The organism is Paenibacillus sp. PvP094 (assembly GCF_040546835.1).
Taxonomy (GTDB): Bacteria; Bacillota; Bacilli; order Paenibacillales; family Paenibacillaceae; genus Paenibacillus; species Paenibacillus illinoisensis.
Genome location: NZ_JBEPOM010000001.1, coordinates 3,487,389 through 3,513,012, shown reverse-complemented (window position 1 = coordinate 3,513,012; position 25,624 = coordinate 3,487,389). Strand labels below are relative to the sequence as shown.

General features: G+C 49.4%; 18 protein-coding genes and 2 riboswitches. Of the genes, 5 read left to right on the top strand and 13 right to left on the bottom strand.

The window, feature by feature from the left end:
- Nucleotides 1-55 precede the first annotated feature (55 nt).
- From ABIC22_RS16195 to ABIC22_RS16175, 5 genes are all read right to left on the bottom strand, one after another.
- Nucleotides 56-1,159 (bottom strand): glycoside hydrolase family 88/105 protein, encoded by a 1,104-nt coding sequence (locus ABIC22_RS16195; protein ID WP_354482149.1) that lies wholly within the window; start codon nt 1,157-1,159, stop codon nt 56-58.
- 23 nt (nt 1,160-1,182) lie between these two features.
- Nucleotides 1,183-2,682: an extracellular solute-binding protein gene (locus tag ABIC22_RS16190; RefSeq protein WP_354482145.1), complete on the bottom strand. Its 1,500-nt coding sequence runs from the start codon at nt 2,680-2,682 to the stop codon at nt 1,183-1,185.
- A gap of 81 nt (nt 2,683-2,763) precedes the next feature.
- Entirely contained in the window at nt 2,764-3,636 is an 873-nt protein-coding gene (locus tag ABIC22_RS16185; protein ID WP_095289558.1) for a carbohydrate ABC transporter permease, read from the bottom strand.
- 44 nt (nt 3,637-3,680) lie between these two features.
- Entirely contained in the window at nt 3,681-4,634 is a 954-nt protein-coding gene (locus ABIC22_RS16180) for an ABC transporter permease (RefSeq protein ID WP_095289557.1), read from the bottom strand.
- Nucleotides 4,635-4,919: 285 nt separating this feature from the next.
- Nucleotides 4,920-7,256: a helix-turn-helix domain-containing protein gene (locus tag ABIC22_RS16175; RefSeq protein ID WP_336780305.1), complete on the bottom strand. Its 2,337-nt coding sequence runs from the start codon at nt 7,254-7,256 to the stop codon at nt 4,920-4,922.
- A 558-nt stretch (nt 7,257-7,814) separates the two neighbouring features.
- Here ABIC22_RS16175 and ABIC22_RS16170 point away from each other — a divergent pair.
- A complete protein-coding gene (locus tag ABIC22_RS16170) occupies nt 7,815-9,824 on the top strand; it encodes an endonuclease MutS2 (RefSeq protein WP_354482142.1) in 2,010 nt (669 codons plus the stop codon).
- A gap of 53 nt (nt 9,825-9,877) precedes the next feature.
- A complete protein-coding gene (locus ABIC22_RS16165; RefSeq protein ID WP_354482139.1) occupies nt 9,878-10,147 on the top strand; it encodes a cysteine-rich CWC family protein in 270 nt (89 codons plus the stop codon).
- 77 nt (nt 10,148-10,224) lie between these two features.
- Here ABIC22_RS16165 and ABIC22_RS16160 read toward each other — a convergent pair whose 3' ends face one another.
- The 5 genes from ABIC22_RS16160 to gcvH form a co-directional block, all read right to left on the bottom strand.
- Nucleotides 10,225-11,370, bottom strand: a complete 1,146-nt coding sequence (locus ABIC22_RS16160; RefSeq protein ID WP_354482136.1) for a mannitol-1-phosphate 5-dehydrogenase — start codon at nt 11,368-11,370, stop codon at nt 10,225-10,227.
- Nucleotides 11,367-11,801 (bottom strand): PTS mannitol transporter subunit IIA, encoded by a 435-nt coding sequence (locus ABIC22_RS16155; RefSeq protein WP_095359756.1) that lies wholly within the window; start codon nt 11,799-11,801, stop codon nt 11,367-11,369. The genes ABIC22_RS16160 and ABIC22_RS16155 overlap by 4 nt, the downstream gene beginning before the upstream one ends.
- 5 nt (nt 11,802-11,806) lie before the next feature.
- Nucleotides 11,807-13,909: a BglG family transcription antiterminator gene (locus ABIC22_RS16150; protein ID WP_354482133.1), complete on the bottom strand. Its 2,103-nt coding sequence runs from the start codon at nt 13,907-13,909 to the stop codon at nt 11,807-11,809.
- 39 nt (nt 13,910-13,948) lie between these two features.
- Complete coding sequence (locus tag ABIC22_RS16145; protein ID WP_336780301.1) at nt 13,949-15,409, bottom strand: PTS mannitol transporter subunit IIBC; 1,461 nt, start codon at nt 15,407-15,409, stop codon at nt 13,949-13,951.
- Nucleotides 15,410-15,838: 429 nt separating this feature from the next.
- Nucleotides 15,839-16,231: a glycine cleavage system protein GcvH gene (gene gcvH, locus ABIC22_RS16140; protein ID WP_095289549.1), complete on the bottom strand. Its 393-nt coding sequence runs from the start codon at nt 16,229-16,231 to the stop codon at nt 15,839-15,841.
- Nucleotides 16,232-16,572: 341 nt separating this feature from the next.
- A riboswitch (glycine riboswitch) is annotated at nt 16,573-16,696 on the top strand.
- Nucleotides 16,697-16,699: 3 nt separating this feature from the next.
- Nucleotides 16,700-16,801: riboswitch (glycine riboswitch) on the top strand.
- Nucleotides 16,802-16,983: 182 nt separating this feature from the next.
- Here gcvH and gcvT point away from each other — a divergent pair.
- From gcvT to gcvPB, 3 genes are all read left to right on the top strand, one after another.
- Complete coding sequence (gene gcvT / locus ABIC22_RS16135) at nt 16,984-18,120, top strand: glycine cleavage system aminomethyltransferase GcvT (protein ID WP_354482129.1); 1,137 nt, start codon at nt 16,984-16,986, stop codon at nt 18,118-18,120.
- The gene (gene gcvPA / locus ABIC22_RS16130; protein WP_354482126.1) at nt 18,117-19,472 is read left to right on the top strand and encodes an aminomethyl-transferring glycine dehydrogenase subunit GcvPA; all 1,356 of its coding nucleotides are present in this window, start codon (nt 18,117-18,119) and stop codon (nt 19,470-19,472) included. The genes gcvT and gcvPA overlap by 4 nt, the downstream gene beginning before the upstream one ends.
- A 74-nt stretch (nt 19,473-19,546) precedes the next feature.
- Nucleotides 19,547-21,022 (top strand): aminomethyl-transferring glycine dehydrogenase subunit GcvPB, encoded by a 1,476-nt coding sequence (gcvPB, locus tag ABIC22_RS16125; protein ID WP_127538855.1) that lies wholly within the window; start codon nt 19,547-19,549, stop codon nt 21,020-21,022.
- Nucleotides 21,023-21,269: 247 nt separating this feature from the next.
- Here gcvPB and ptsP read toward each other — a convergent pair whose 3' ends face one another.
- The 3 genes from ptsP to ptsG all read right to left on the bottom strand — a co-directional run bounded on the left by ptsP (nt 21,270) and on the right by ptsG (nt 25,383).
- A complete protein-coding gene (ptsP, locus tag ABIC22_RS16120; RefSeq protein ID WP_095289546.1) occupies nt 21,270-22,982 on the bottom strand; it encodes a phosphoenolpyruvate--protein phosphotransferase in 1,713 nt (570 codons plus the stop codon).
- A complete protein-coding gene (locus tag ABIC22_RS16115; protein ID WP_036617010.1) occupies nt 22,975-23,250 on the bottom strand; it encodes an HPr family phosphocarrier protein in 276 nt (91 codons plus the stop codon). The genes ptsP and ABIC22_RS16115 overlap by 8 nt, the downstream gene beginning before the upstream one ends.
- A 78-nt stretch (nt 23,251-23,328) precedes the next feature.
- Nucleotides 23,329-25,383, bottom strand: a complete 2,055-nt coding sequence (gene ptsG / locus ABIC22_RS16110) for a glucose-specific PTS transporter subunit IIBC (RefSeq protein WP_354482122.1) — start codon at nt 25,381-25,383, stop codon at nt 23,329-23,331.
- Between the last annotated feature and the right edge of the window lie 241 nt (nt 25,384-25,624).

The window sequence follows — 25,624 nt, the reverse complement described above, 5'->3', positions numbered from 1 at the left end:
AGGCTCGCCTGAATGAAGGCGCTATCATAATTCTGTCTGAAGAAAAGAACCAGCGTTAAGCCAGCTCCATCTCCACACCTGCCAGAATAAACGGGGCAACCGATTTCGGATCATTGATTCGGATCGACTCGGTTACATAATATTCGTACGACCCATCACGATACGGACTTCCCCCAAGACCTGCACCACCATTGCACTGGGTCAGCGACAGTACACCTTCACGGTCCGTTTGCAGCAAGTGCTGCAGCAGCCCCTGGTATCCTTTATCTGCGATCTCCTTGAATTTACCGCTCAGGTAACCTTTGCGTACACCTTTGGCCAGCGCGTATACAAACATGGATGTACCCGACGCTTCGAGATAATTGCGCTCACGTCCCGGCTGATCGAGCAGATGAGGCCAGAGCCCTGTCTGTTGATTCTGTACATGCACAAGTGCATTCGCCACGCGTTCGAATATGCCGACAATCTGGCCGCGCTGTTCATGATCTACTGGCAGATGATCCAGTGTATCCACCACGGCCATTACGTACCAACCCATGGCCCGGCTCCAGACATGGGGAGAACAGCCGGTTTCTCCCGAACTCCAGCGCTGCTCCCTGCTTTCATCCCAGGCATGATACAGCAAACCGCTGCGCGGATCACGGGTATGCTTCTCCACCAGCAGCAGCTGCAGAGCTGCCCGGTCAAACCACTTTTCTTCGCCCATTACTGCCCCATACTGCGTGAGAAACGGAGTCGCCATATACAACCCATCCAGCCACATCTGAAAAGGATAGATCTTCTTGTGCCAGAAACCACCTTCACTCGTTCGCGGCTGCCCTTTGAGCTGAACCATGAGCAGGTCTGCTGCCTTGCGATATTTCGCTTCACCTGTTTGGTCCATTAGGAAGAATAAGGATTTCCCCTGATTAATCTGGTCCAGATTGTACTCCTCAACGTTATACGAGCGTATCGTGCCGTCCTCCTGAATAAAGTGATCCATCAGCTCCCGGATGTATTCGTAATACTTGGCTTCCCCCGTACGATGATACAGTTCTTCCAGCGCCTTCAGCAGGCAGCCGTTCTCATAATGCCAGGTGGGGTACAGCTGATGATTGCGGTAACTTTCCATGAATTGATCGGCCATTCGTACCGGTGTGAACTGCAAGGTTTCCTTCATCGATACCCTCCGCATCCGCTCGCTTATTGAGCCTGTTTTTTGTAATCTTCTGCGTATTCCTCGCGAATCTTCGTTCCGCCCGCATTAGCCCAGTTCTCAATCTCCTGTTTCCAGCCATTTTCATCAATCTTGCCCATGATGTATTTGGTTTGCGCATCGGCAATCATCTGATCCAGATCAGCCCCGCGATCACCATAGGTCGGCGAGTATAACGTAAGCGCAGGGTTTGGAACGGCATGTTCGGCCAGCTCTTTGGCAAGCTCGGTTCCTTTTACACCCAGCTCGGTATCCTTCAATTTCGGCACATTGTAACCTTCAACGTATGGCAGATTGTCACGATATGGCTTCACCTCACGCTGGAACGCATCGAAATCGCTCATTTCCACTTCATCCTCGCCCACTTTGGTGTAATGTTTGTCTTCTATTCCACGCATGAGCAGTGTTGCCATCTCCGGTTCCATCAACTTATCCAAAAAGCTCAGCAGGCTTTTCAGCTCCTCTTCGGATTTCACGGTTGCTTTAGGAAAGGCCAATATGCCGGAGTTGCCTGTCTGGCCCGCAACACGGTCGCCGTTCGCTCCAAGCAAACCTGCAATGTCAACCACCCCATCCGGGTCATTCTTGGAGAGACGCTCCTGCTGACTCTTACCGTTCTGCGCCACGCCGACACGCATGCCGACAACGCCGGAGTCATACTTTTTCTCCGCTTCCGTGGAATCAAAAACGGCAAAGTCCTGATTCAGCAGCTTCTCATCATACAACCGTTTCAGCAGATCCAGCACCTGCATGTATTCCGGCGTCATGAACTCCGGTGTGAAGCTGCCATCATCCTCAACCTTCCACTTGTTCGGTGCACCGAAGCTTACGCCAAGACGCGTTGTGAAGGAATATTGATCTTCATTATATTTTTTGAACAGCATCAGACCGAACGTGTTATCCTGCCCATCTCCATCCGGATCGGAAGTCGCCAGGGTTTTGATTGTTTCATACCATTCATCCGGCGTGGTCGGTACCTTGAGATTCAGCTTATCGAACCAGTCTTTGCGGTAAATGACCGTCGCCCGTGCAATATCAGAGAACACCGGCACGCCATAGACTTTTCCGTCTACCTTGATGTTGTTGAAGAAGCGCTCGTTCTGGGCGGACAGATTTTTATAATCCTTGAGCAGGGGCCCGATCTCCCAAAACACATCGTTACGCATGGCACTTGTTACTGTCGGGTTGTACTGCACTTTGACGATCTTCGGCATATCGCTGGAAGCGATCATGACATTAATTTTGTCATTGTACGCCGAAGCGGGAATCCACTGAATATCGAGCTTGGTATTGGTAAAGGCTTCGATTTTTTGCTGGACCTCATTTCCTTTACCCGGCACATCACCTACCTGTGCAATCGCAATGGAGATGTTCTGTACGCCGCCTTCGGCAGCCTGACCCTCATCCGATCCGCATCCAGCCAGCAATCCCGTTACCAGTGCAAGTGTGCTCAGGACAGCCAGAGCTTTCTTTTTTGTTCCTCTCATCAAATGAAAACCTCCCCTTTTATACATTGCTGATTCCGCATGCTGCATATTGCATTGCAACCATCCATTCAATCACCAATCTCAACCTTTCACAGACCCCAGCATCACTCCTTTGGCAAAATGCTTTTGCAGGAATGGATACACAAGCATGATCGGAATGGTTGAGAATACAATGACAGCCATGCGAATGGTCAGCGGCTGAATCTCCGTCTCCTCAATACTCGTGTCACCAATCCGGCTCTGAGCCAGAATGACAATCTCACGAAGCCATACTTGAACCGGCCACTTCTCGCTGTCATTGATGTAGATGACGGCGTTGAAGAAGCTGTTCCAGTGAGCGACTGCATAGAACAGGGAGAACGTGGCCATTGCCGGCATCGACAAAGGCAGTACAATACGGAACAGAACGCCGACATCATTACAGCCGTCTATTTTGGCAGCATCCTCCAGCTCATCCGGAATGGCCTGGAAAAAGTTCTTGAGTACGATCAGGTTGAATGCACTGATGGCGGTAGGCAGCATCAGGGACCATAACGTATCGGTCAGATGCAGCGATTTAACCACGAAATAGGTGGGAATCATGCCTCCGCTGAACAGCATGGTGAACAGTACGCCGAGCAGAATCGGCTGCCGTCCTCGCAGATATCTTCTGGATAGCGGATACGCCATCAGTGACGTGAATAACAAGTTAATCAATGTACCGACCACAGTAATGTAGATCGAGACTCCGAGACTTCGAATCAGTGTATCTGTCGAGAAAATGTAGCGATAGGCCGCCAGGGAGAATTCTTTGGGGAAAAGGATGAATCCTCCCTTCGCCACCTCATGCGGGCTGGTAAACGAAACAGCCAGAATGTAGATAAACGGAATGACGGTCACGATTCCGATCAACAGCAGCAAACCATGATTGACGATATCGAAGATTCGGTTGCCCCACGTTTTATCCTGTTGCATCTTAATGTTCACTCCTGTCTGGTGAAGACGTCTGCTTGCTCATGTCAGTAGACGCCTTCCTCCCCGAATTTTTTGGCCAGCTTGTTGGCACCCAGTACAAGCGCCAGCCCAACAACCGACTTGAACAAGCCGACAGCAGCACTGTAGCTGTACTGTGCCTGCGTCAGACCTTTGGTGTATACATAGGTATCAAATACCTCACCCACATCCCGGTTGGTTGGCGTCAGCATCAGGAAGATCTGTTCAAATCCTGTATCCAGGAAGTTGCCCAGACGAAGAATGAGCAAAATCACGATCGTACTGCGGATGGCAGGCAGCGTAATATGCCAAGTCTGGCGCCAGCGGTTGGCTCCATCAATCCGCGCAGCTTCATAGAGCTGCGTGTCTACACCGGAAAGTGCCGCGAGGAAAATAATCGTGCCCCAGCCCACCTCTTTCCAGATGGATTGTCCGACAATCATGGAACGGAACCAGCCTGGCTCCAGCAGGAACGCAATCTTTTGCCCCGTCAAACTGTACAGCAATTCGTTGATGGCGCCGCCCTCCGTAGTAAACAGCATATAGAACACCCCGACGACCACAACCCATGATACAAAGTGCGGAACATAGACCAGCGTCTGTACAAAACGCTTGAAGCGCTCACGGCGCACTTCATTCAGCATCAGTGCCAGCACGATGGGCAGGGGGAAGAAGAAGACCAGATTATAGATCGCCAGCAAAAACGTATTCCGGAACAGGGTCCAGAACTGCGGCTCCCCGAAGAAACGCTGAAAATGCTTGAGTCCTACCCAGTCACTCCCCAAAATGCCTTTGTACGGTGTGTAATCCTGAAAAGCCATCGTAATGCCATACATGGGTATATATTTGAAAATAACAAAGTAAAGCACTCCCGGTATCAACATGATGTAGAGCCACCGGTTTTTAATAACGTCCCTCCACAGCAGGTTTTTGTCACTGCGGGCAGCGGGCCGTGTCCGAGCCGTCGTTTCGGCTTTCATAGTGTTTTCCTCCCCACATTGGAAACGATTACAAAAGTTCAATTCCTGAACTCATGCCTTCATTGTGGAGGATAAACGGATCACTGGCTATCGTCCGGTTTTAGCTTCTTGTTTTTCCTTTCCAGGCAAGGGTTTACGACACTACCCCCGTTGGAATCTCAGGCGCGGATGCACTCGTTTTAACCTCTATAATCCTGTCTTAACCCGGGACGATGGAGCGTGGCCAGCAGGGTGTACAAACATAAAAAAAGCCTGCCCGCCATGGCAGGCAGAGCAGGCTTTGTTTTACCGCTGCTGTTCCCGGTACTTGCCGGGAGTTGTTCCCGTAATTTTACGAAACGTTCGGATAAAGGCAGTGGGGTTGGTGTAATTTAGTTTCTCGGCAATTTCCGATATTTTGAGGTTGGTTGTCTGAAGCCAGGTCTTGGCTTTTTCCATTCGATACTCTGCCAGATATTCTGTGAAATTCACGCCGGCTTCCTTCTTGAATACCCGGCTTAAATAAACAGGATGGAAATTCAGCTCTTCCGCACAGGCTTCCAATGACAGTTCACGGTCATAGCGTTCCTCGATTAATCGGATCATCCGCCGGGCAATGTTCATATACTGTGATTCTTCCTGCTCCCGCCAGAAACGAATGACGGGTACAAATAACCGTTTACGGAACCAGTTCGTCATTTCATCAAGGGTGGAGAGCTTCAGCAGCTGAGCCATGGATGCCTTCTCACCAAGCACTTCGGCCACATCCCCTCCCTGTTCCTGCACAAGCTGGTACACACGAGACAGAAGCTGAACCATAATGACGGGATATTCACTAAAATGCAGTTTCTTGTCAGCGAGCAGCCCCAGATACTGTGAAAAATACATATCGGTTTTCTCTTCATCGCCTTGTTTCAAGGCAGAGGCCAGCTGATCCTCAATCATTCTGAGCTGTGTATATAAGGCTGCCTCGGTCTGGCCTCGCGGCTGGATATCTTCATAATGCAAAATGATACGGCTTCCCAGGCTCACCCTGCCCTGCAGCGCCTCCCGGCTCTCCTGATACGCCCTAGGTGTATCTCCGATGGCAAAATAGGAACGGCTTATGCCGATACTTACGGGCAAATTGAGATAGGTGACTACGCGTTCCCTGATCCATTCCGCCTGGGTGTGCATCCATTCCTTGAGCTGCAGCTCATCATTCAGCTTTGAAGCCAGAACCGTCACTTGTGCATCATCAATCATAACCGGGGTGAAGCGCAATTCCGCAGGCAGAAGCTCCCCAACCATATTGTTAACGGCAAACAGCAGCAGATCCCTGTCCTGTTCTTCGTACCTTGTTCCTTCGAGTGTATCAATCTGAAGTGTAAGCACACCAAGACTCGACCAGTCTGACGGGAAATCATAACGTTCTCCCTGATATCTGAAATCCTCTTCCGAGATTTTTCCGGTCAGCAGTTTGGTCATGAAAAATTCCTCCAGATGAACATGCTGTCCCTTCATCTGCTCCCGCAGCGTTTTTTCCGAGCTGAACAGTGTGGATAAACGCTCCTCAATATAAATAAATTCATCCTGACGACGGCCTGTCTGCAAGGCCGGAGAATCCAGCCCTTTCGTAAACTGCAGCAGCCTGGAAATGGGAGAATACATCCGCCGGCTTCCGTATATCGCGAACAACCCGGTTACACATAGCATGACCAGTGTAGCCACTCCGGTAACAACTGCAATTTTCTGCGATTGGGCAGTGATCTGTCCAAGAGATACCACTGATACATACAGCCACCCATTGAGTGGTGATTTCCTGTAGCTTACAGCCACCGGGTTTCCTTCCACCTCAGCGTTAAAGAAGCCCTCTGCCTGATTGCTCGTTTCCACCTTAGCCTGAATTTCCTCATTCAAGGCAGCATATTTCTCCTCTTGCCCATTCTCGTTCAGAAAAAAGTTCTGATCCCGGTCCAGTACATACATATCCCCGGTGTTCGGATTTTGGCTCAGAAACGTGCTAATCTCCGCATCAGCGATATCAATCACGAGAAATCCCTTTGGACTAACATTCGTCGGTACCATAGGAATTTTAAATACCATGCTGACAACATCATCCGATGAAATGAGTGTGGGCATCTGTTCCTGTGAACCCTCGGATACCCCTGCTGAAGCCGGTACGCTTTCTGTGGATGAATTTTTATTCTGGGTCACCCAGAACAGACTGTTCGCATAGGTGAGATAGGAGCCGATACGGTCCCGGATACTGAAATCATCCAACTTTCCAAAGGACCTCATGGAGACCACCCAGTCTTGATCCAGGTTAACCAGATAGGCCTGATCTATATTTGTAACCGCTTGCAGGTTGTTGAATCCAGACGTGAGATCACGTATTTCCTGAAACTCGGAGCTGTCCAGCGGCTTCTTCATGGCTTGCAGCACCAAGGGAGAATTCACATACTGGATGGATGACAATTGCAGGCTGCGTAAAACCTGTTCTACCCGCATTTGGGTTTGATGCAAAATCTGCAGATTGCTCTCACGTACTTTTTGTTCAATGTCACGTGAAGCGATCGAATAGGAAACGGAACCAATGACGATGACTGGAAGGGCTCCGAGAATCATGGTAAAACAGAGCAAACGCAGCAAATATTTAGGCAATGTGAGCATCCTCCTTTGTATAGAATCTGCCTATTTGAATGCCTGATGGAATGCATATCCATCTGTATAATATCGCTTTCATTGGATTAATTTACTATTGTTATTTTAAAACCCAATCTTATTCAAGTCCACTATTTATTCTTAAGATTGACTTTGGGGCCATTTCCAGTTTATAGTGGAGGCATATTCCTCAATTCGAAGGAGAGATTTTGATGTCGGTGAGCGTTCTTAACTAATCAAGTTTCATATTCAGGAGTTTGGCCTTTCATGTGCGCTTGTGCCTTATGGCATACGTGTATTTCTTGATGCGCCATAACCCTGTACTTAGTTAAGAACAGCGGATATCATAAATCGCCTCCGGGATTGTACTTGTCGGGGTCTATTTCCGCGCTGTGTTCAGCGTGGATTTTTTTGTATAGACCTATCATGGACTCTGCTTTCCCCTACATGCAGGGCGGAGAATGACGTTTGTTCATTCTCCGCCCTTTTTGCGTTTTCAGGAATAGATTCTGAGTTACAACCGAAGTTACAAATTCAAAATCCGAGGAGAGATCTAGCATGAATGAAAACACAATGAATACACTGGGCTATCATCAAATTCAAAACAACGTCGCTTCCTGCGCCCTTTCTTATCTGGGCAAACGTTACGCGAAAGAAATGAAACCCATGGTGGACCCCGGGCTGATCCAGATGCGCCTCGCTGAAACAGAAGAGGCCTCTGCTCTCATCCGTTACGGGGCCAGTGTTCCCATCCCTTCGCTTGACGGTATGGAGACCATTATGGATCTGCTCGGTACCGGTTATCTGTTTAGTGAACGAGACTTCACTCAACTTGCCCAGTTTCTGCGAAGCTGTGCACAATTAATGAAATACATGGAGGGCAAATCCGAAGCAGCTCCTACGGTAAGCCGGTATGCTGCATCCATGATGCGGATGGAATCCCTGTTAAGCGAGATCGAACGCTGCATTTACAGCGGCAGAATTCAGGATCAGGCGAGCAAGGAACTGACACGTATCCGGAAAAAGATGACCGTGAACGAGGAACGAATGAAGCGCAAGCTGGATTCTCTCGTGAGCAAGCACCGGTCCATTATGCAGGAGAACGTAATCAGCCAGCGCGGCGGAAGAACGGTATTACCCATTAAGAAAGAATTCCGCAAGCAGGTGAAAGGCAGCGTCCTGGATGAATCAGGGAGCGGGCAAACCGTTTATATTGAACCCGCGGAACTGGTGGGACTGCAGATGGAACTCGCTTCACTGCAAGCCGAGGAATCCAGAGAAGAAATGAAAATCCTGGGTGATTTAACGTCGCTCGCAGAATCCTATAACCGCGAGATTGCGCTGAATACCGAGACGGTAGGTGTCCTTGATTTCCTGTTTGCCAAAGCGAAATACGCGGCAACCATGGATGGACGTACGGTCCAGGTAAATACATCGGGCCGAATTACGCTTCAGCAGGCGCGCCATCCTCTGATGGGCGCCTCCATGATTCCGCTTGATTTTGCCATCGGAAGGGATTATTCCTCACTTATCATTACAGGGCCAAATACAGGCGGTAAAACGGTAGCGCTCAAAACATTGGGGTTGCTCACCCTGATGATGCAGTCCGGTCTGCTCGTTCCTGTGGGTGAAGGCGGCGAGATGGCCGTATATCATGAAGTGGCTGTCGATATCGGAGACGGACAAAGTTTGGAACAGGCACTCAGCACCTTTTCAGCTCATATCCGCAACATGATCGGCATTCTGGAGCAGGCTGATGCATCCACCCTTGTGCTGATTGATGAGATGGCATCCGGAACAGACCCGGGAGAAGGGGTCGGTCTTTCCATCGCCATGCTGGAGGAACTGCACAGCCGCGGAGCGACCGTAGTGGCTACCACTCACTTTGGGGAAATCAAGCATTTTGCTGCAGCCGCTCCAGGATTTGAAAATGCACGGATGGAATTCGATACGGCTACGCTGCAGCCCCTTTACCGTTTGCGTATCGGTGAAGCAGGGGAGAGCTACGCCTATTCCATCGCCTTGAAGCTGGGGATGCCACAGCGCATTATTGATCGTTCCCAGTCCATATCGGACCAGGGCATATCGAAGAGTCCTATCAACAGCATGAGCTCCATCATTCCGATAGTGAAACCAATATCAACAGAGAGTTCTGTCCTTGAGCCATTACCGAAATCCGCAGCTGCACAGAGGACGGAGAAGAAAGTACATTCCCCGGAAACGACTGAAGCTGGAAATCCATCCCTGCAGGTTGAAGATACAAAGTCAGTTCCCCCAGCGAAAAAATTTCGAAAAGGGGATCGTGTATACGCAGCCTATCTCAACCAGTCAGGAATCGTCTGTGACGTGGAAGACAGCCGCGGAAATATCGGGGTAATGCTGCGCGGGCGGAAAGTCAAAATTCACAAGAAACGCCTCACACTTCATATATCTGCAGATGAGCTGTATCCAGGCGATGACTATGATTTGGATATTGTACTGGAGACGAAGGAGAATCGGAAGAAGCGCAAATTAATGGGACGTAAACATGTCGAAGGGCTAACGATTGAATTGCCACCTGAAGAATAGGGCCAGCCCTGTTATACTATGAAGTATGACGATATGGAGAAAGTAGGCGTGCCATGAGCGGAAGTTCCAATTCACACACCAAGAAGACAGGGACCAATGACTTCCCGACCAATGTGCTCTTATGCCCTCTGTGCGGGGAGGCCAATGGCTGCTCCTATGCGGCTGGCCGTCCCCATTCGGAATGCTGGTGTAACCATGCCGAGTTTCCCGAAGGTGTGTTTGACCGCATTCCGGCAGAGCAGCGGCGTAAATCGTGCATCTGTCAGCGATGTCTGGAGACCTATAAAAATCAGACCGAACACCAACAAGAGCCTCACAGTTAACTCCTGTGAGGCTCTTGTTTTGCAATGGGTTTGATCATGCGCCACGTCCATCGCTATATAAGGTATCTCTTTATCGGTTACATTTGATGATAATGTTCTACAGCCTGCTTGAGCACAGGGTGCTGCTCATCCATGGCTGTGTAGTGACTAAGTGCTGCAGCAATGCCCTTTTGTTTGATCATATCCTGAAGCTCTGCTGCCTCCGGATCATCCTGCACATCGAATTTGCAGGCTGCCGCCATGCCTCTTGCCAGGTTCGTCGTGCCCATTCCATAGTCATGTGCCTGTAGCGCCGGACGAACCAGACGGTCGTTGGGAGAAAGCTTCCGCAGCGGCGAACGACCTACCCGGGTGACTTCATCGGTGAGATGCGGGTTTACAAACCGCTCCAAAATTTTATTTATATACTTCTGATGATCTTCGGGGTCGAAACCAAACCGTTTCACAAGAACCTCACCTGTTTCCTGCAATGCACCATAGACAAGAGATTTCACTTTGTCGTCTGCAATCACCTTCTGAATCGTATCATACCCGTTCACGTAACCGAGATATGCAGCGCAGCAATGTCCCGTATTGACGGTAAACAGCTTCCGCTCGATATAAGGCTCAAGGTCATCCACATAGAGTACACCTTCAATCGGAAGGAATGCAGGCGCCATCTGTGAACGGTCCACAACCCACTCATAAAAAGGTTCAACCTGAACATGCAGCGAGTCTTCGTGATGCTGGATTGGAACAATCCGGTCTACTGCGGAGTCAGGGAAATACACATATTGATCAGCAATAGCCTTAACGGGTTCTTCCAACAGAGCATACACATGCTCTTTCAGCTGTGTGCTGGCTCCAATGGCATTCTCACATGCAATGATGTGAAGTGGTTTCTGCACCGAACCTGAATTTAATCTTGCCTCAAGCCCCTTGGCAATGCCTGGTGCAATATGTTTCAGTATGCCCACTCCGACTGCGGTCGTAACGAGATCTGCCTCTGCAACGTTCCGGGCAACCGTCTCCAGCTGCGTTCCATCAATGGCACCTACCCCTTTGACCGTTTCCATATCTTTTGTTTCGTTTGCCAATTCGACCGTATACTGTCCACGCTCCTGTAATGCCTTGACCAACTCCTGGTTCACATCCGAGAAGATGACATTATAACCTGCCCGTGACAGGATTAATCCGATGAACCCGCGTCCGATATTACCTGCTCCGAAATGAAGGGCTCTCATAGTTCCATTTCACTTTCGAGAATGGTAATGATTTCTTCGGCCGTTTTGGCATAACGAAGTGCTTCCATGTTCTCATCTTCCGCACAAATGACCGCAATGCTGGTCAGAATCTCCATGTGCTCACCGCCCTGAGCGGCGATACCGATCACCATGTAGGCTTTTTCATCCCCAAAATCTACACCTTGCGGAAACTGAATCACCGAAATGCCTGTGGACAGAATGAACGATTTGGATTCTTTCGTTCCGTGTGGAATGGCAAGTCCATTGCCCACGTAAGTCGATACGATCTCCTCACGCTCAAGCATCTTGTCGATATAATCGGCAGTAATGTGTCCTGCGTCTTTCAGAATCTGTCCTGCCATGCGAATAGCCTCATATTTGTCTTGTGCCGTTGCGTTCATAACCACTTTGTCTGTTGTAAGTATGCTCATGTTTATTAACCTCCAATTTCGGTTTTACTTCGATAAAATCCAACCAATTCCCGGGACAGATAATGAATAAGATCATCCCGGATTCCCTTTTCCAGCAGTGTAATCATCTCATCCTGCAGTAACAATGCACTGATCTCGCTTAGCACCTCCAGGCTCTCCCGGGATAACTCCCTCGGTCCAACCATCAGAAGGATATGGCTGACGCCAACCGGGTCCTCCGTCGTTACAAGCAGCGGCTCTGATAATTGAAACAGGCTGATGGACGGCCTATAAATACCATCACTGCGGGTATGAAACAGCGCGAGTGATGTATCCGGAATTTTCTGGCTGCCCACCTTTTCCCGAGCTTCAAGCAGCCTGGCGATTTCTTCCGGGTCCTTCAGCACCCCGGATTCCTGCAGTACCTTGCACATGGCAAAAGCCGTTTCATAAAAGCCCATCTTGCGGTTATCCAGTGGAAACACCTGAAACTTGCCCGTGATTCTAACGATTTCAATGAGTGTGGCATCAAGCCCCGACGGATCAGCATGGCGGTCAGGTGCCTTTGCCTTTGCACTTGCTTTACTCTCTCCATACTTAACTTGTACCCGCTGCAGCGTCGTATTTTGAATGTACAGACGCAAACGTTCACTTTCTTCCGCTGTTAACAAGGGACTCACCTTGTAATACTGATGCGGTTCCATCGGCAGATCGACTGTGGATAAAATGAGGTCATAGTCCTCTTCGGGGATCCGTGCAGCCTCATACCATGATGCACTGTCCACAATCCGGATCTCCGGAATCTCCTTGGACAACCGGCTGGAAAGCATACGGGATGAGCCAATTCCGCTTGTGCACACGATAATGGCCCGAATCTCGCGCTTCAGCACACGTAATCGCTCGATCGAAGCGCCAAAATGCATGACCAGGAATCCAATTTCCTCATCCGGCACGTCCGTATCCGGCCATGCGTCATGCACCGCGTTCTTCACATCCCCGAACAACGAATCGTAATCCTTGCGAATCTGCTGAAGCAGTGGGTTACGTATGCTTTGCCTGCCTCCAATCCGCTCCATCACCGGCTGCATATGGGCAATCAGCCCTTCCCGCAGAAGACGATCCTCCTGGAATGCATAGCCCGTTCTCCCCTGCATCTGATCCATCAGGGAACGAACCATGTCCAGCAGTACCAGATCGTCAACAGGCAGTAAGCGTGTGGAGTGAATAAGCTGCTCGGTTTCAATTAATAATTTGTGTAAATAGCTCTGTTCTTCCTTGGCAAACGAAATGCCAAGCTGATCAGAGAGCACGCTGCATAGTCTCGCAGCCATGTATTCAGGCACGCTTTGATCTCCCGTAGAAGGGTAAACCGCTTTTTTATCCGAAGAAGGAATGCGTCCGACGGTAAACCCCTTGCGAATGCGCACCAGCGCAACGGACAGTTGAATAAGCAATTTGGTATACTGTCGCTCCGGAATATTTTCGAGCCAGTCAACATCCGGCTGCCATAACGCATTCTCGACCGTCAGTACATCACGATGGCCAATCATGCCCAGCAGCTTCTGGTTCACCTTGGAAATTCCCTGGTCAGGTTGCCTTCCGAACAGATCAGATTCATCCAGATATTCAAGCGCAAGTCCTGCGATTGCTGCGCGATAGGCCGTTTCACTGCCATTGATCTTCACTCCGTATCCTCGCCTGCGAACCAGCTTCAGGCCTGCTTGACGAATCCGGGGTTCCAGTTCATCCAGATCATTGCTCACGGTCGAGACCGTTACTCTCAGATCCGATGCAAGCGCCAGCAGTTTTACAGGCTCCGCCTCATCCAGCAAAATACAAAGCATGAAGAGTTTACGCTCTTCGGGCGTAAACTCCACATATTCGTTCAGCTCCAGCTGCTCACGCAGTGAAGCCAAATCATCGGAACCAGGGTCTATGCGGACCCCGGTTCCTGATTTTTTTTCCAATTTCATGCCAAAGGGTTCAAGCCACTTCTCAATCATCTGAAGCTCCCGATGGACGGTTCGTGTACTGACTTTGACCGCAATTGCAATGTCGCCGGCGGTTACTTCCTGCGGATGTTCCAACAGGAACTCCACAATTTCACGCTGTCTTTTCGTAATACTCATATCTCAAGCCTCCGGCTCAGGGAAAACGATCGCAACCTGTTATTTCAGGCGTTCAACGAGCGCATCGTATTCCGGGCTTTTTAGGAAGTTGTCGATGGATATATGTTCTGCGTTCGGTGCCACGCTGCGGGCACGGTCCGTCAATGTCTTCTGCGTAATAACAACGTCTGCGTCCTGCGGGATATCACTGATTGCCGTGTTGGTTACCGCAACGTCAATCCCTTCAGCTTTCATCTTCTTGCGAAGAATGGAAGCCCCCATGGCACTTGAACCCATACCTGCATCACAGGAGAAGACGATTTTCTTCACATCGGTTTTTGCTTTCACAGTTGAAGAAGCCAAATCCGCGGCTCTGTCTGCTTCACGATTATCTGCTGTAATAGCAGCATTCGCTGTATTGCCTTGGCTCTTCATGTCTTTCATGCGATTCGCTGCAGACTCCAGATCTTCTTCTTTTTGCTTACCTGTTTTCAGCAGCAGTGCTGCAACCAGGAAGGATACGATAGCAGCCACAGCCACCCCGGCGAGCATCGGCAGATATCCACCTTTTGGCGTTAACAGGGAATATGCAATGATACTACCCGGTGAAGGTGCTGAGACCAGTCCGGCTCCGGTAAGCATGAAGGTTGCTGTACCTGCCACGCCGCCTGCGATTGCCGCAAGAATCAGAATCGGTTTCATCAGAATGTAAGGGAAATAAATTTCATGAATTCCCCCGAAGAAGTGGATGATAACCGCACCCGGTGCGGAAGATCTTGCTGTTCCACGACCGAAGAAGCAGTAAGCCAGCAGGATACCAAGTCCGGGACCCGGGTTCGATTCAAGCATGTATAATACGGATTGACCCAATTCTCTCGCTTGATCTGTTGCAATCGGTGTTAGAATGCCGTGGTTGATTGCATTGTTCAGGAACAATACCTTCCCTGGTTCAATGATCAGGTTGACGAGTGGGAGCAATCCCAGATTCATCAGCCCCTGTACACCAGCCGATAATACGGTGCTAATTCCTTCTACAGCAGGTCCGATACCCAGCAGTGCAATGATCGCCAGGATACCACCGATAATACCGGCTGAGAAGTTATTAACCAACATCTCGAACCCTGCTTTGATCTTGCCTTCAACGGCTTTATCGAACTTTTTGATGATCCATGCAGCCAGTGGTCCGGCTATCATGGCACCCAGGAACATCGGAATGTCACTGCCGACGATAACCCCTATAGTCATGATGGCACCAATGACACCACCACGCTGGCCATGCACCATCGTACCTCCAGTGTAACCGATAAGCAGTGGCAGCAAATATTTGATCATCGGATCTACTAACGTTGCAATCGTTTCGTTAGGGAACCAGCCTGTTTTGATAAACATGGCCGTAATTAGCCCCCAGGCAATAAATGCACCCATATTCGGCATAACCATGCCGCTTAGGAATCGGCCAAAACGCTGAACGCCTACCCGGAGACCGCCTTTGGAATTGGACGTTTGGTCCAAGTTACTCATTGTATTATCCTCCTCGGATCAAGTAGTTATCATTTATGAAAGGGGTATCATTTCTCCCCTGCTGTTATCCTAAGCCAGATTGGTCTCCGGTTCAACGAAATGAAAGCGTACTTTCGTCATGATCATTGATGACAACATTGTGTTTATGTAATCGTTTTTATGATGATGAGAGGGTTCTAACCATTGATATACTTGGCTTTTTTCGTATGTGTCTTATATCATTTACGGTACTAAATTCAATAATATAGCATGTGCGATTCAGCCTTATTCCATCCTGTTCAAGTGTCTCATATGGCAACAAGCCTGTCCTTGGGAACACGAAAAAGCCTGCATGAGCACCAAGGCTCACACAGGCTCTGAAGACGTGCACGACCGTCCAACGTATGAAAAAATCTTAGATTAATAAAGGTTATTTAGTGCAAATACATTCTACTCCTCGGTGTGCTTACGATATGCATCAGCATTCATCAGTTTAGACAACGCTGCTGTCAAATCACCTTCAACACGAATCTCAATCATCCAGCCTTCTTCGTAAGGCGAACTGTTGACGAGTTCAGGTGCATCCTGCAGTGCTTCATTCACAGCAATAATCGAACCGCTTACCGGAGAAAACAAATCCGAAACCGTCTTCACGGATTCAATCGTACCAATGCTGTCTTCCGCTTTTACATCCGATTCAAGGTCAGGCAATTCCACAAACACAATGTCACCCAGCTGATGCTGCGCGAACTCGGTAATGCCGATCCGTACAGTATCCTCCCCTACGGTTTGCACCCACTCGTGCTCTTCACTGTACAGGAAATCACTTTTCAATTCGCTCATCGATATCCGCCTCGCTTTTCATTAATGAGTGCATGCGTCCCTTCGGCCAACCCTTTTTCCCAGAACATAGCGTAAGATATTTTTGATTGAAATGTCAAGATACCTCACAAATTATTTGATTTTTGATGATTACAGCCTGTAACGCAAACACCCTCACTCTACATATAATGGGTAATATTAGAATAGTAAGCGCACTCTTTTTATATACACGAACAATAAATTGAGATCACTAAATATTATTCGGTTTTTTATTAATTTCTGTGATATCGTTCTTGACATCGATAGTGGATTCACGTTTTAATGAGAGAGTAAATGTTAATCGTTGTGTGCATCACCCGCGGATGAATGTAAAGGGAGAGATTACCCGTGACGCCCAACTCTTGGATGCACGCGGTAACGCCGAAGGAGTAAACCACCCGACAAGCGGGAGGTGAATCTCTCAGGCAAAAGGACTTTTACGGGACGCAACTCTGGAGAGCATCTATTCGCCCGGTATGGGCGTTATGATCACCCAAGGGGAAACCTGCTGCAACCTATTGGCGGGGTAACTCTCAGGTACCAAGGACAGAGCCTAAGAATACAGCGTGCTTCTGGCATGCCGGTTCTTTGGCCTGTCCTTTTCCTTTTTCCCAAAAAAACGAAAGTCAGGATCGAGCCGGCGCTGTCGTCAGCTGCCTTAACCATACTTATTCAAGAAAAGAATCATTCATGTTATACACTCGGCCCAGTAGCGGCCATAACGAGGTGATTTGATGTCCGATTTGCTTAGAACTCCACTCTATCCACTTTATCAGCAATATGAAGGTGTACGGTGCATCGATTTTGGAGGCTGGGAGCTTCCGGTTCAATTCAGTGGGATTCAGAAGGAACATGAAGCGGTGCGAGAACGGGCCGGACTGTTCGATGTATCCCACATGGGTGAATTCACGGTACAGGGTGAACAGGCCGAAGCATTTTTGCAGAAACTGACGACCAACGACGTGACTTCACTGGTTCCTGGCCAGGCACAATACACGTTAATGTGTTACCCGGACGGTGGCGTAGTGGACGATCTGCTCGTATACAAGCTGGAAGATCAGCATTATATGCTCGTCGTGAATGCCTCTAATATTGATCAGGACTGGGCCTGGCTGCAAGAACACATGGTTCCTGGGGTGAGCATGACGAATGACTCCGCGGAAACAGCCCTCCTGGCTCTACAGGGCCCGCTTGCTACAGACATCATCGGAAAAGTTACAGATACTGACGTATCCATAATCGAGCCTTTTCGTTTTGTACAGAATGCTGAGGTCTGTGGTGTAAAACTGCTGCTGTCCCGCACCGGTTATACCGGAGAAGACGGCTTCGAACTATACGTACAGGCAGATCAGGCCGCTGCGGTCTGGAACGGATTAATGGAGGCTGGCGCTGATCACGGTCTGGTTCCGGCTGGACTTGGTGCACGGGATACACTTCGATTCGAAGCGAAGCTGCCCCTCTACGGACAGGAACTATCGCCGACCATTTCACCGCTGGAAGCAGGCGTTGGCATGTTTGTGAAGCTGAATGCCGGACCTTTTATCGGACACGAAGCACTATTGCAGCAAAAGAATGGTGGACCTTCCCGTAAACTGGTCGGCATTGAAGTACTGGAGCGCGGGATTCCACGTCCCCACTATCCCATCTACGTGGAAGGCGTGCAGATCGGGGAAGTAACAACCGGTACACAGTCCCCTACGCTGAAGCGCAATCTGGGGCTCGCCCTAATTAACAGCCAATATGCTGCACTCGGCACCCCGCTCGAGATTGAGATTCGTGGCAAAAAGCTGAAAGCCGAAGTTGTGAAGACCCCTTTTCATAAACGGACACGTACGTCAAAGACACCTACCCAAGGAGCTGATCAAGCATGAACAAGCACCGCTACATTCCCATGACTGAACAGGATCAGAGCGCCATGCTCGCGACCATCGGTGTGGAAACGATTGAAGATCTGTTCCATGACATCCCGCAGGAGATTCGTTATCAAGGCGAGCTGCCGGTCTCCTCCAAACTGGATGAATACGCGCTGACACGCCACATGTCGAAGCAGGCTGGCGCCAATGCCAATTTTGAGACACACGCCAGTTTCCTGGGCGCAGGCATATACGATCATCATATCCCTTCCGTGATTAATCACGTCATTTCCCGTTCCGAGTTCTATACCGCCTATACGCCATATCAGCCCGAAATCAGTCAGGGCGAGCTCCAGGCGATCTTCGAATTTCAATCGTATATCTGTGAACTGACTGGCATGGCTGTAGCCAATGCGAGCATGTATGATGGCGCGACCGCATTTGCAGAAGCAGGGAATCTGGCCGCAGCGGCAACTCGCCGCAAACAGCTAATCGTCTCCCGCACCGTTCATCCTGAAGCCCGTCAAGTGTTGAAGGCTTACGCCCATGGTCTGAATTTGGAGATTGTCGAGATTGGTTATCAGAACGGGGTGACCGATTGGGATGCCCTTCAAGCCGCCGTATCGGATGATACCGCAGCTGTCATGATCCAGAGTCCGAACTTCTTCGGTGCCGTGGAAAATGTAAAACAGGCTGCAGACCTCGCGCATGCGCACAAGGGTCTGCTCGTGGTCAGCGCAAACCCGCTGGCGCTTGGTATGCTCGAAGCTCCAGGCAAGCTGGGTGCTGACATCGTTGTCGGTGATGCACAGCCCCTTGGCATCTCCGCTTCGCTCGGTGGTCCGACATGTGGATATTTCGCTGTATCCCAGGCTCATATGCGCCGGATTCCGGGCCGAATCGTTGGCCAGACAACGGATCGCAACGGAAAACGTGGTTTTGTACTGACGCTCCAAGCACGTGAACAGCATATCCGCCGCGAAAAGGCGACATCCAATATTTGCTCCAACCAGGCATTGCTTGCCCTAAGCGCTTCGGTGTATATGTCTACTATGGGAAGACAGGGCATGATTGATGTGGCTGACCTGAATTTGCAAAAGAGTCATTATGCTCTTCAAGCACTGACAGCAATTCCTGGAGTCAGCCTGACCTTTAAAGCACCCACATTCAATGAGTTTGTCATTCAGCTACCAGAAGGGACAGACGTCGATGCCCTTCAGTTGAAGCTGCTGGATGCCGGTTTCATCGGAGGATATGAACTTGGACGGGATTATCCGGAGCTTGCCGGACATATGCTGGTCGCTGTTACGGAACGGCGCAGCAAGGAAGAGATTGACGAATTCGCACGTGTATTGGAGGGATCGCTGTGACTCAGGAAATGACAACCATCCAAGGACAGCCGGAAACGGCAGCTCCTTCCCAAGCCGAAACCAGCACGCAACAAATGACACAAGCAGCATCGCCTGCTCCAGAGCAATCACTGATCTTTGAACTGAGCAGCCCGGGTCGTGTCGCTTACTCCCTGCCTGAATGCGATGTTCCGCGTCAAGATCCCGCGAGCTTGATTCCCCGGGAAATGCTGCGTTCGGAAGCAGCTGCACTGCCTGAGGTATTTGAAGTAGATGTCATTCGTCACTATACTGCCCTTTCCCGCCGGAACTTCGGGGTAGATAACGGATTCTATCCACTCGGATCTTGTACGATGAAGTATAATCCGAAGATTAACGAGGATGTTGCTCGCTACAATGGTTTTGCCAAAATCCATCCGTATCAGCCTGAATCCAGTATTCAAGGTGCACTTGAGTTGCTCTACACGTTGCAAAACGACCTTGCAGGTCTGACTGGCATGGACGCGGTGACCCTGCAACCAGCTGCTGGTGCACATGGTGAATGGACCGGACTCATGATGATTCGTGCCTATCACGAAGGTCGTGGTGAACAGCGGACCAAAGTCATTGTCCCGGATTCTTCACACGGCACCAACCCGGCAAGTGCAACCGTGGCTGGCTTCGAGACAATAACCATTCCATCCCGTGCGGACGGTCTGGTCGATCTGGATGCACTGCGTGCAGCGGTAGGTTCCGATACTGCAGCCTTGATGCTGACCAACCCAAATACCCTGGGATTGTTTGAAAAGGACATTCAGGAGATTGCCTCCATCGTGCATCAAGCCGGTGGCCTTCTCTATTATGACGGAGCCAACTCCAATGCCATTATGGGTATCACCCGTCCTGGGGACATGGGCTTCGATGTCGTACATCTGAACTTGCACAAAACGATGAGTACTCCGCATGGCGGAGGTGGTCCTGGTGCGGGACCCGTCGGCGTAAAAAATCGTCTGATTCCGTTCCTGCCGAAACCGATGGTGATCAAGAACGATCAGGGACAATACGCCCTGGATCGGGAAGGAGATCAATCGATTGGTCGGGTCAAAGCGTATTACGGCAACTTCGGTATCTTGGTACGCGCCTATGCCTACATTCGTACGTATGGACCTGAAGGCTTGCGCCGGGTATCCGAATGTGCCGTACTCAATGCAAACTATATGATGGCACGTCTTGCACCTTATTACGAAATTCCGTACCCAGGCGTATGTAAGCATGAATTTGTCATGTCTGGCCGGGGCCTGAAGCAATATGGTGTAAGAACATTGGATGTAGCCAAACGACTGCTTGATTTCGGGTATCATCCACCAACCGTCTACTTCCCGCTCAACGTAGAGGAATGTATCATGATTGAACCAACGGAAACAGAGAGCAAAGAAACGCTGGATGGCTTTATCGATACGATGATTCGTATTGCCAAGGAAGCAGAAGAGACACCTGAACTGGTACTCAATGCACCTTATGGGACGCCGGTTACCCGTCTGGATGAGACCACAGCAGCACGTAAACCTGTATTGAACTGCGCGTGCAGTTAATACCCAGCCATTCAACTAACGGCTCCAGCTGATGTTTTAACGTCAGCTGAAGCCGTTTTTTTATTTGCTGATGTCGCTGCCTCCTACGCGCGAACGCTCTCTTTCTTTATTCCTTATGATCCCACATTAGCCCGCAAAAAAAGCCGGCATCCGCTGTTCGCAGATACCGGCAATATCGCTGCATTCCTGCAGCCCATTCATCGGAAAAAGAAAAGACCTTAAAATCCGGAGGAAAACCCTCGCAAAATTACGCTTTGATGCTTTGAACCAATTCAACCACTTGCTCAGCAGTTTGCATGTCCAGAGCTTTAGCAGCCAGTTCCTGCATGTCCGCACGGGACAGCTTGGTGATCTGGCTACGAGCTGGCAGGATGGATGTTGCGCTCATGCTGAACTCATCCAGTCCGAGACCAAGCAGCAACGGAATTGCTGTTTCGTCTCCCGCCATCTCTCCACACATACCAACCCATTTACCTTCGCGATGTGCTGCATCGATGACCATTTTCACCAGACGCAGAATAGCAGGGTTGTATGGTTGGTACAGATAGGATACACGCTCGTTCATACGGTCAGCTGCCATGGTGTATTGAATCAGATCGTTCGTTCCGATACTGAAGAAATCAACCTCTTTGGCAAATTGATCCGCTAGAACCGCAGTCGAAGGAATTTCGACCATGATACCCAGTTGAATGCTGTCAGAAACAGCAATCCCTTCAGCTACCAGCTTTTCCTTCTCTTCGAGCAGGACCGCTTTCGCTTCACGGAATTCACCCAGTGTTGCGATCATTGGGAACATGACACGCAGGTTGCCATGTACGCTTGCACGCAGCAATGCACGCAATTGTGTACGGAAAATATCCAGACGGTCCAGACACAGACGAACTGCACGGAAACCAAGGAATGGATTCATTTCTTTTGGCAGATCCAGATATGGAAGCTCCTTGTCTCCACCGATATCGAGTGTACGAACAACGACTGGTTTGCCTTCCATTTTTTCAAGTACGGCTTTGTAAGCATTGTACTGAATATCCTCGGAAGGAAGTTTGTCTCTGCCCATGTACAAGAACTCGGTACGGTACAGGCCTACAGCCTCTCCACCGTTCTCCAGAACACCGGTAACGTCATTCGGCGTACCAATGTTGGCTGCCAGTTCCACATGAACGTTATCCACCGTTACAGTTGGTTCGTCACGCAATTTTCTCCACTCGGCACGTTGTGCATCATATTGTTCCTGTTTGGAACGATACTCAGCAATGACCTCATCTGTTGGGTTAACCAGAACATGACCGTCCAGGCCATCAACGATAATCATATCGCCTTGTTTAGCTTGAGCCAGAATGTCTTTGGTTCCCACAACAGCCGGGATTTCAAGAGAACGAGCCATGATTGCAGAGTGGGAAGTACGTCCGCCAATGTTGGTTGCAAAGCCTTTAACATATTGACGGTTCAATTGAGCTGTATCGGAAGGCGTCAGATCCTCCGCCAGCACAATCACTTCTTCGCTAATCTCAGCCGGACTCATGAAGTCGATACCAAGCAAGTGATTCAGCACACGTTTGGTTACGTCACGCATATCTGCAGCACGTTCCTGCAGGTAAGCACTCTTCATGTTTTCGAACATGGAGATAAATTGCGATGCTGTTTCGTTGAGTGCAAATTCTGCATTCACTTTTTCATCAGCAATTTTTGCTTTTACCGGATCAATCAGTTCCGGGTCATTCAGAATGAGCAAATGGGAAGCAAAGATTTCAGCTTTCTTCTCGCCAAGCTCTTGTAAAGTACGCTCTTTGATCGCCTCAAGCTCAGACTGGGACTTGCCCAGTGCTGAGTCGAGTTTCGCGATCTCTGCGTCAACGTCGTTGATTTGGCGTTTTTCTACAGAGTAATCAGGATGCTCCAAGATAAACGCCTTGGCGATAGCAATACCCGCCGAAGCCGCGATCCCGGAAACATTAAGCATTAATTTCGCCCAGCCCTTCGTTAACCATAACGTCAGTCAGAGCTTGAAGAGCTTCAGCTTCGCCTTCGCCTTCAACGATGATGCTGATGGTGTCGCCTTGTTCCAGACCAAGGGACAGAACGCCCAGGATGGATTTCAGTGTTACTTTTTTACCGTTAGCTTCTGCAAAGGATTCTGCACCTTTGAATTTGTTAGCTGTATTAACCAGGGCTGTCGCCGGACGTGCGTGGATACCATCTTCGTCTGTAATTCTGAATGTTTGTTGCATTACAATCATCTCACTTTCAAGTAGTTTAATTTAGGCATTGCATATATTTACACTTGCTTGCCATTATCGGAACACTTCTTATTTTATCTCAATGATTGGCTGATCGCCAATTTTCAGTACTCCACTCTTCTTCAGGGTCACCGTGGAGCCCTCTGGCAGGTTAGTGAAAATCACTGGCGAGATAATGGATGGAGCGTTAGCTTTCACATACTCCAGATCCACTTCCATAATCGGTTGACCTGCCGATACCAGGTCACCTTCCTGCACAAGCACGTTGAAACCTTGACCTTTCAATTTCACCGTGTTGACACCTATATGAACCAGTACTTCCTTGCCTCCGTCAGACATAATGCCGACAGCATGCTTGCTAGGAAATACGTTAAACACTTTACCATACACTGGCGAAGTAATTTTGCCATTATGCGGCAGCACAGCGAAACCGTCACCTGTCATTTTCTCAGCAAAGACCGGATCAGGTACGTTAGTGATATCCATCAATTCACCGTTGACCGGCATGACGATATCTTCAGCAATAATGCGTTCGCCTTCTGCTCCCGCTGCCTTCTCCTCTTCAGGAGCAGGTTTAACATCAGCAGCTGGTGCTGGTGCCGGGGTGCGTCCTGCAATGATGTCCTGCATTTGGGACTTGATTGTATCTGAACGTGTACCGAAAATGGCCTGTACATTATTACCCACTTCAAGCACGCCAGATGCACCTAATTGTTTCAAACGATCTTTATTTACATTGGATTTCTCATTTACTTCAATCCGCAAACGAGTGATACATGCATCCAGGTGTTTGATATTCTGCTGTCCACCAAAGGCTTCCAGAATATTGTGTGGCAGATCGTCAGTTGAACCTGATCCTCCACCCGAGCTTGTTTCAGGTGTTGCTTCTTCGCGACCTGGTGTTTTGAGATTGAACTTGCGAATGATCATTCGGAATCCGAAGTAGTAGATCACGGCAAGAATCAAACCGACGATAATAACGTCCCACCATGGTGTGCGGTTCGGGATAATCCCGAAAATCAGGAAGTCAATGAATCCACCGGAGAACGTCATCCCGATTTTGACACCCAGAATTTGCATTGTCATGAAAGACAAACCTGCGAAGATACAGTGTACTGCAAACAGGACTGGTGCCACAAACAGGAATGAAAATTCAAGTGGCTCTGTAATCCCGGTAAGGAACGAGGTCAGCGCAGCTGAACCCATGATCCCTGCAACATACTTTTTGTGCTCCGGTCTTGCTTCATGGTACATCGCAAGCGCCGCAGCTGGCAAACCGAACATCATGAACGGGAATTTACCCACTTGGAAGGTTCCCGCCGTGAGGTTTACACCATCACGCAATTGGTTGAAGAAGATCTGCTGGTCCCCACGAATAACGTCTCCAGCCTTGTTCACATACTCACCGAATTCAAACCAGAATGGAGAGTAGAAAATGTGGTGGAGTCCAAACGGAATAAGGGACCGTTCCACGACTCCGAAAATGAATGCCGAGAGCGTCGGACTCGTATCTACCATGAAATGAGATACAGCATTCAGTCCATTTTGAATCGGTGGCCAGATGACCACCAGCAGTAATCCGAGCAAAAGGGAAACAACCGAAGTAATAATCGGAACAAAACGTTTACCTGCAAAGAATCCAAGGTAAGACGGCAGTTCGATTTTGAAGAACCGGTTGTAACATAGTGCTGCGGCAATACCAATAATGATACCTCCGAACACACCGGTACTCAGTGTTGGAATCCCCAAAATGCTGGCATAACCCGGTACTTCACCGATCATTGCTGGCGTTACACCGACAGCAGTACCCAAAGTGACGTTCATTACCAGATAACCAATGATGGCCGCAAGACCTGCCACGCCTTCGCCTCCGGCTAACCCTACGGCTACCCCCACAGCAAATAGCAATGCCAGATTGTCAAATACGATCTGACCTGCGTTCATCATGATCGTCGCGATCGAGTTCACCCAAGGGGTGTCCAGTGCCGTTACGTATTGCAAAAAGTCCGGATTCACCAGCATATTACCGATTCCGAGCAATAAGCCCGCCGCTGGTAGAATGGCCACAGGCAGCATAAGAGCTTTACCTACTCTTTGCAAGACGCCAAAAAGCTTTTTAAACATCGCGTCGTATTCACCCTTTCGTGTATGTCTGTATGTCGTGATGCAAGCAAGGGAAAACAAAAAAGGCATAAGCTAATAAAGTTAACTGTACCAACCTTCGGGTATAGCATACCCTGTATAAGGTAAGAACAATCACACTCTAGAAACTCATGCCTGATCGAGTCAGTAACACGTCGCTTATGTTTTTTATTCAGTTGCTTGATTACGGACACCATTGTAGCATCACTTCAAAAACAGTGCA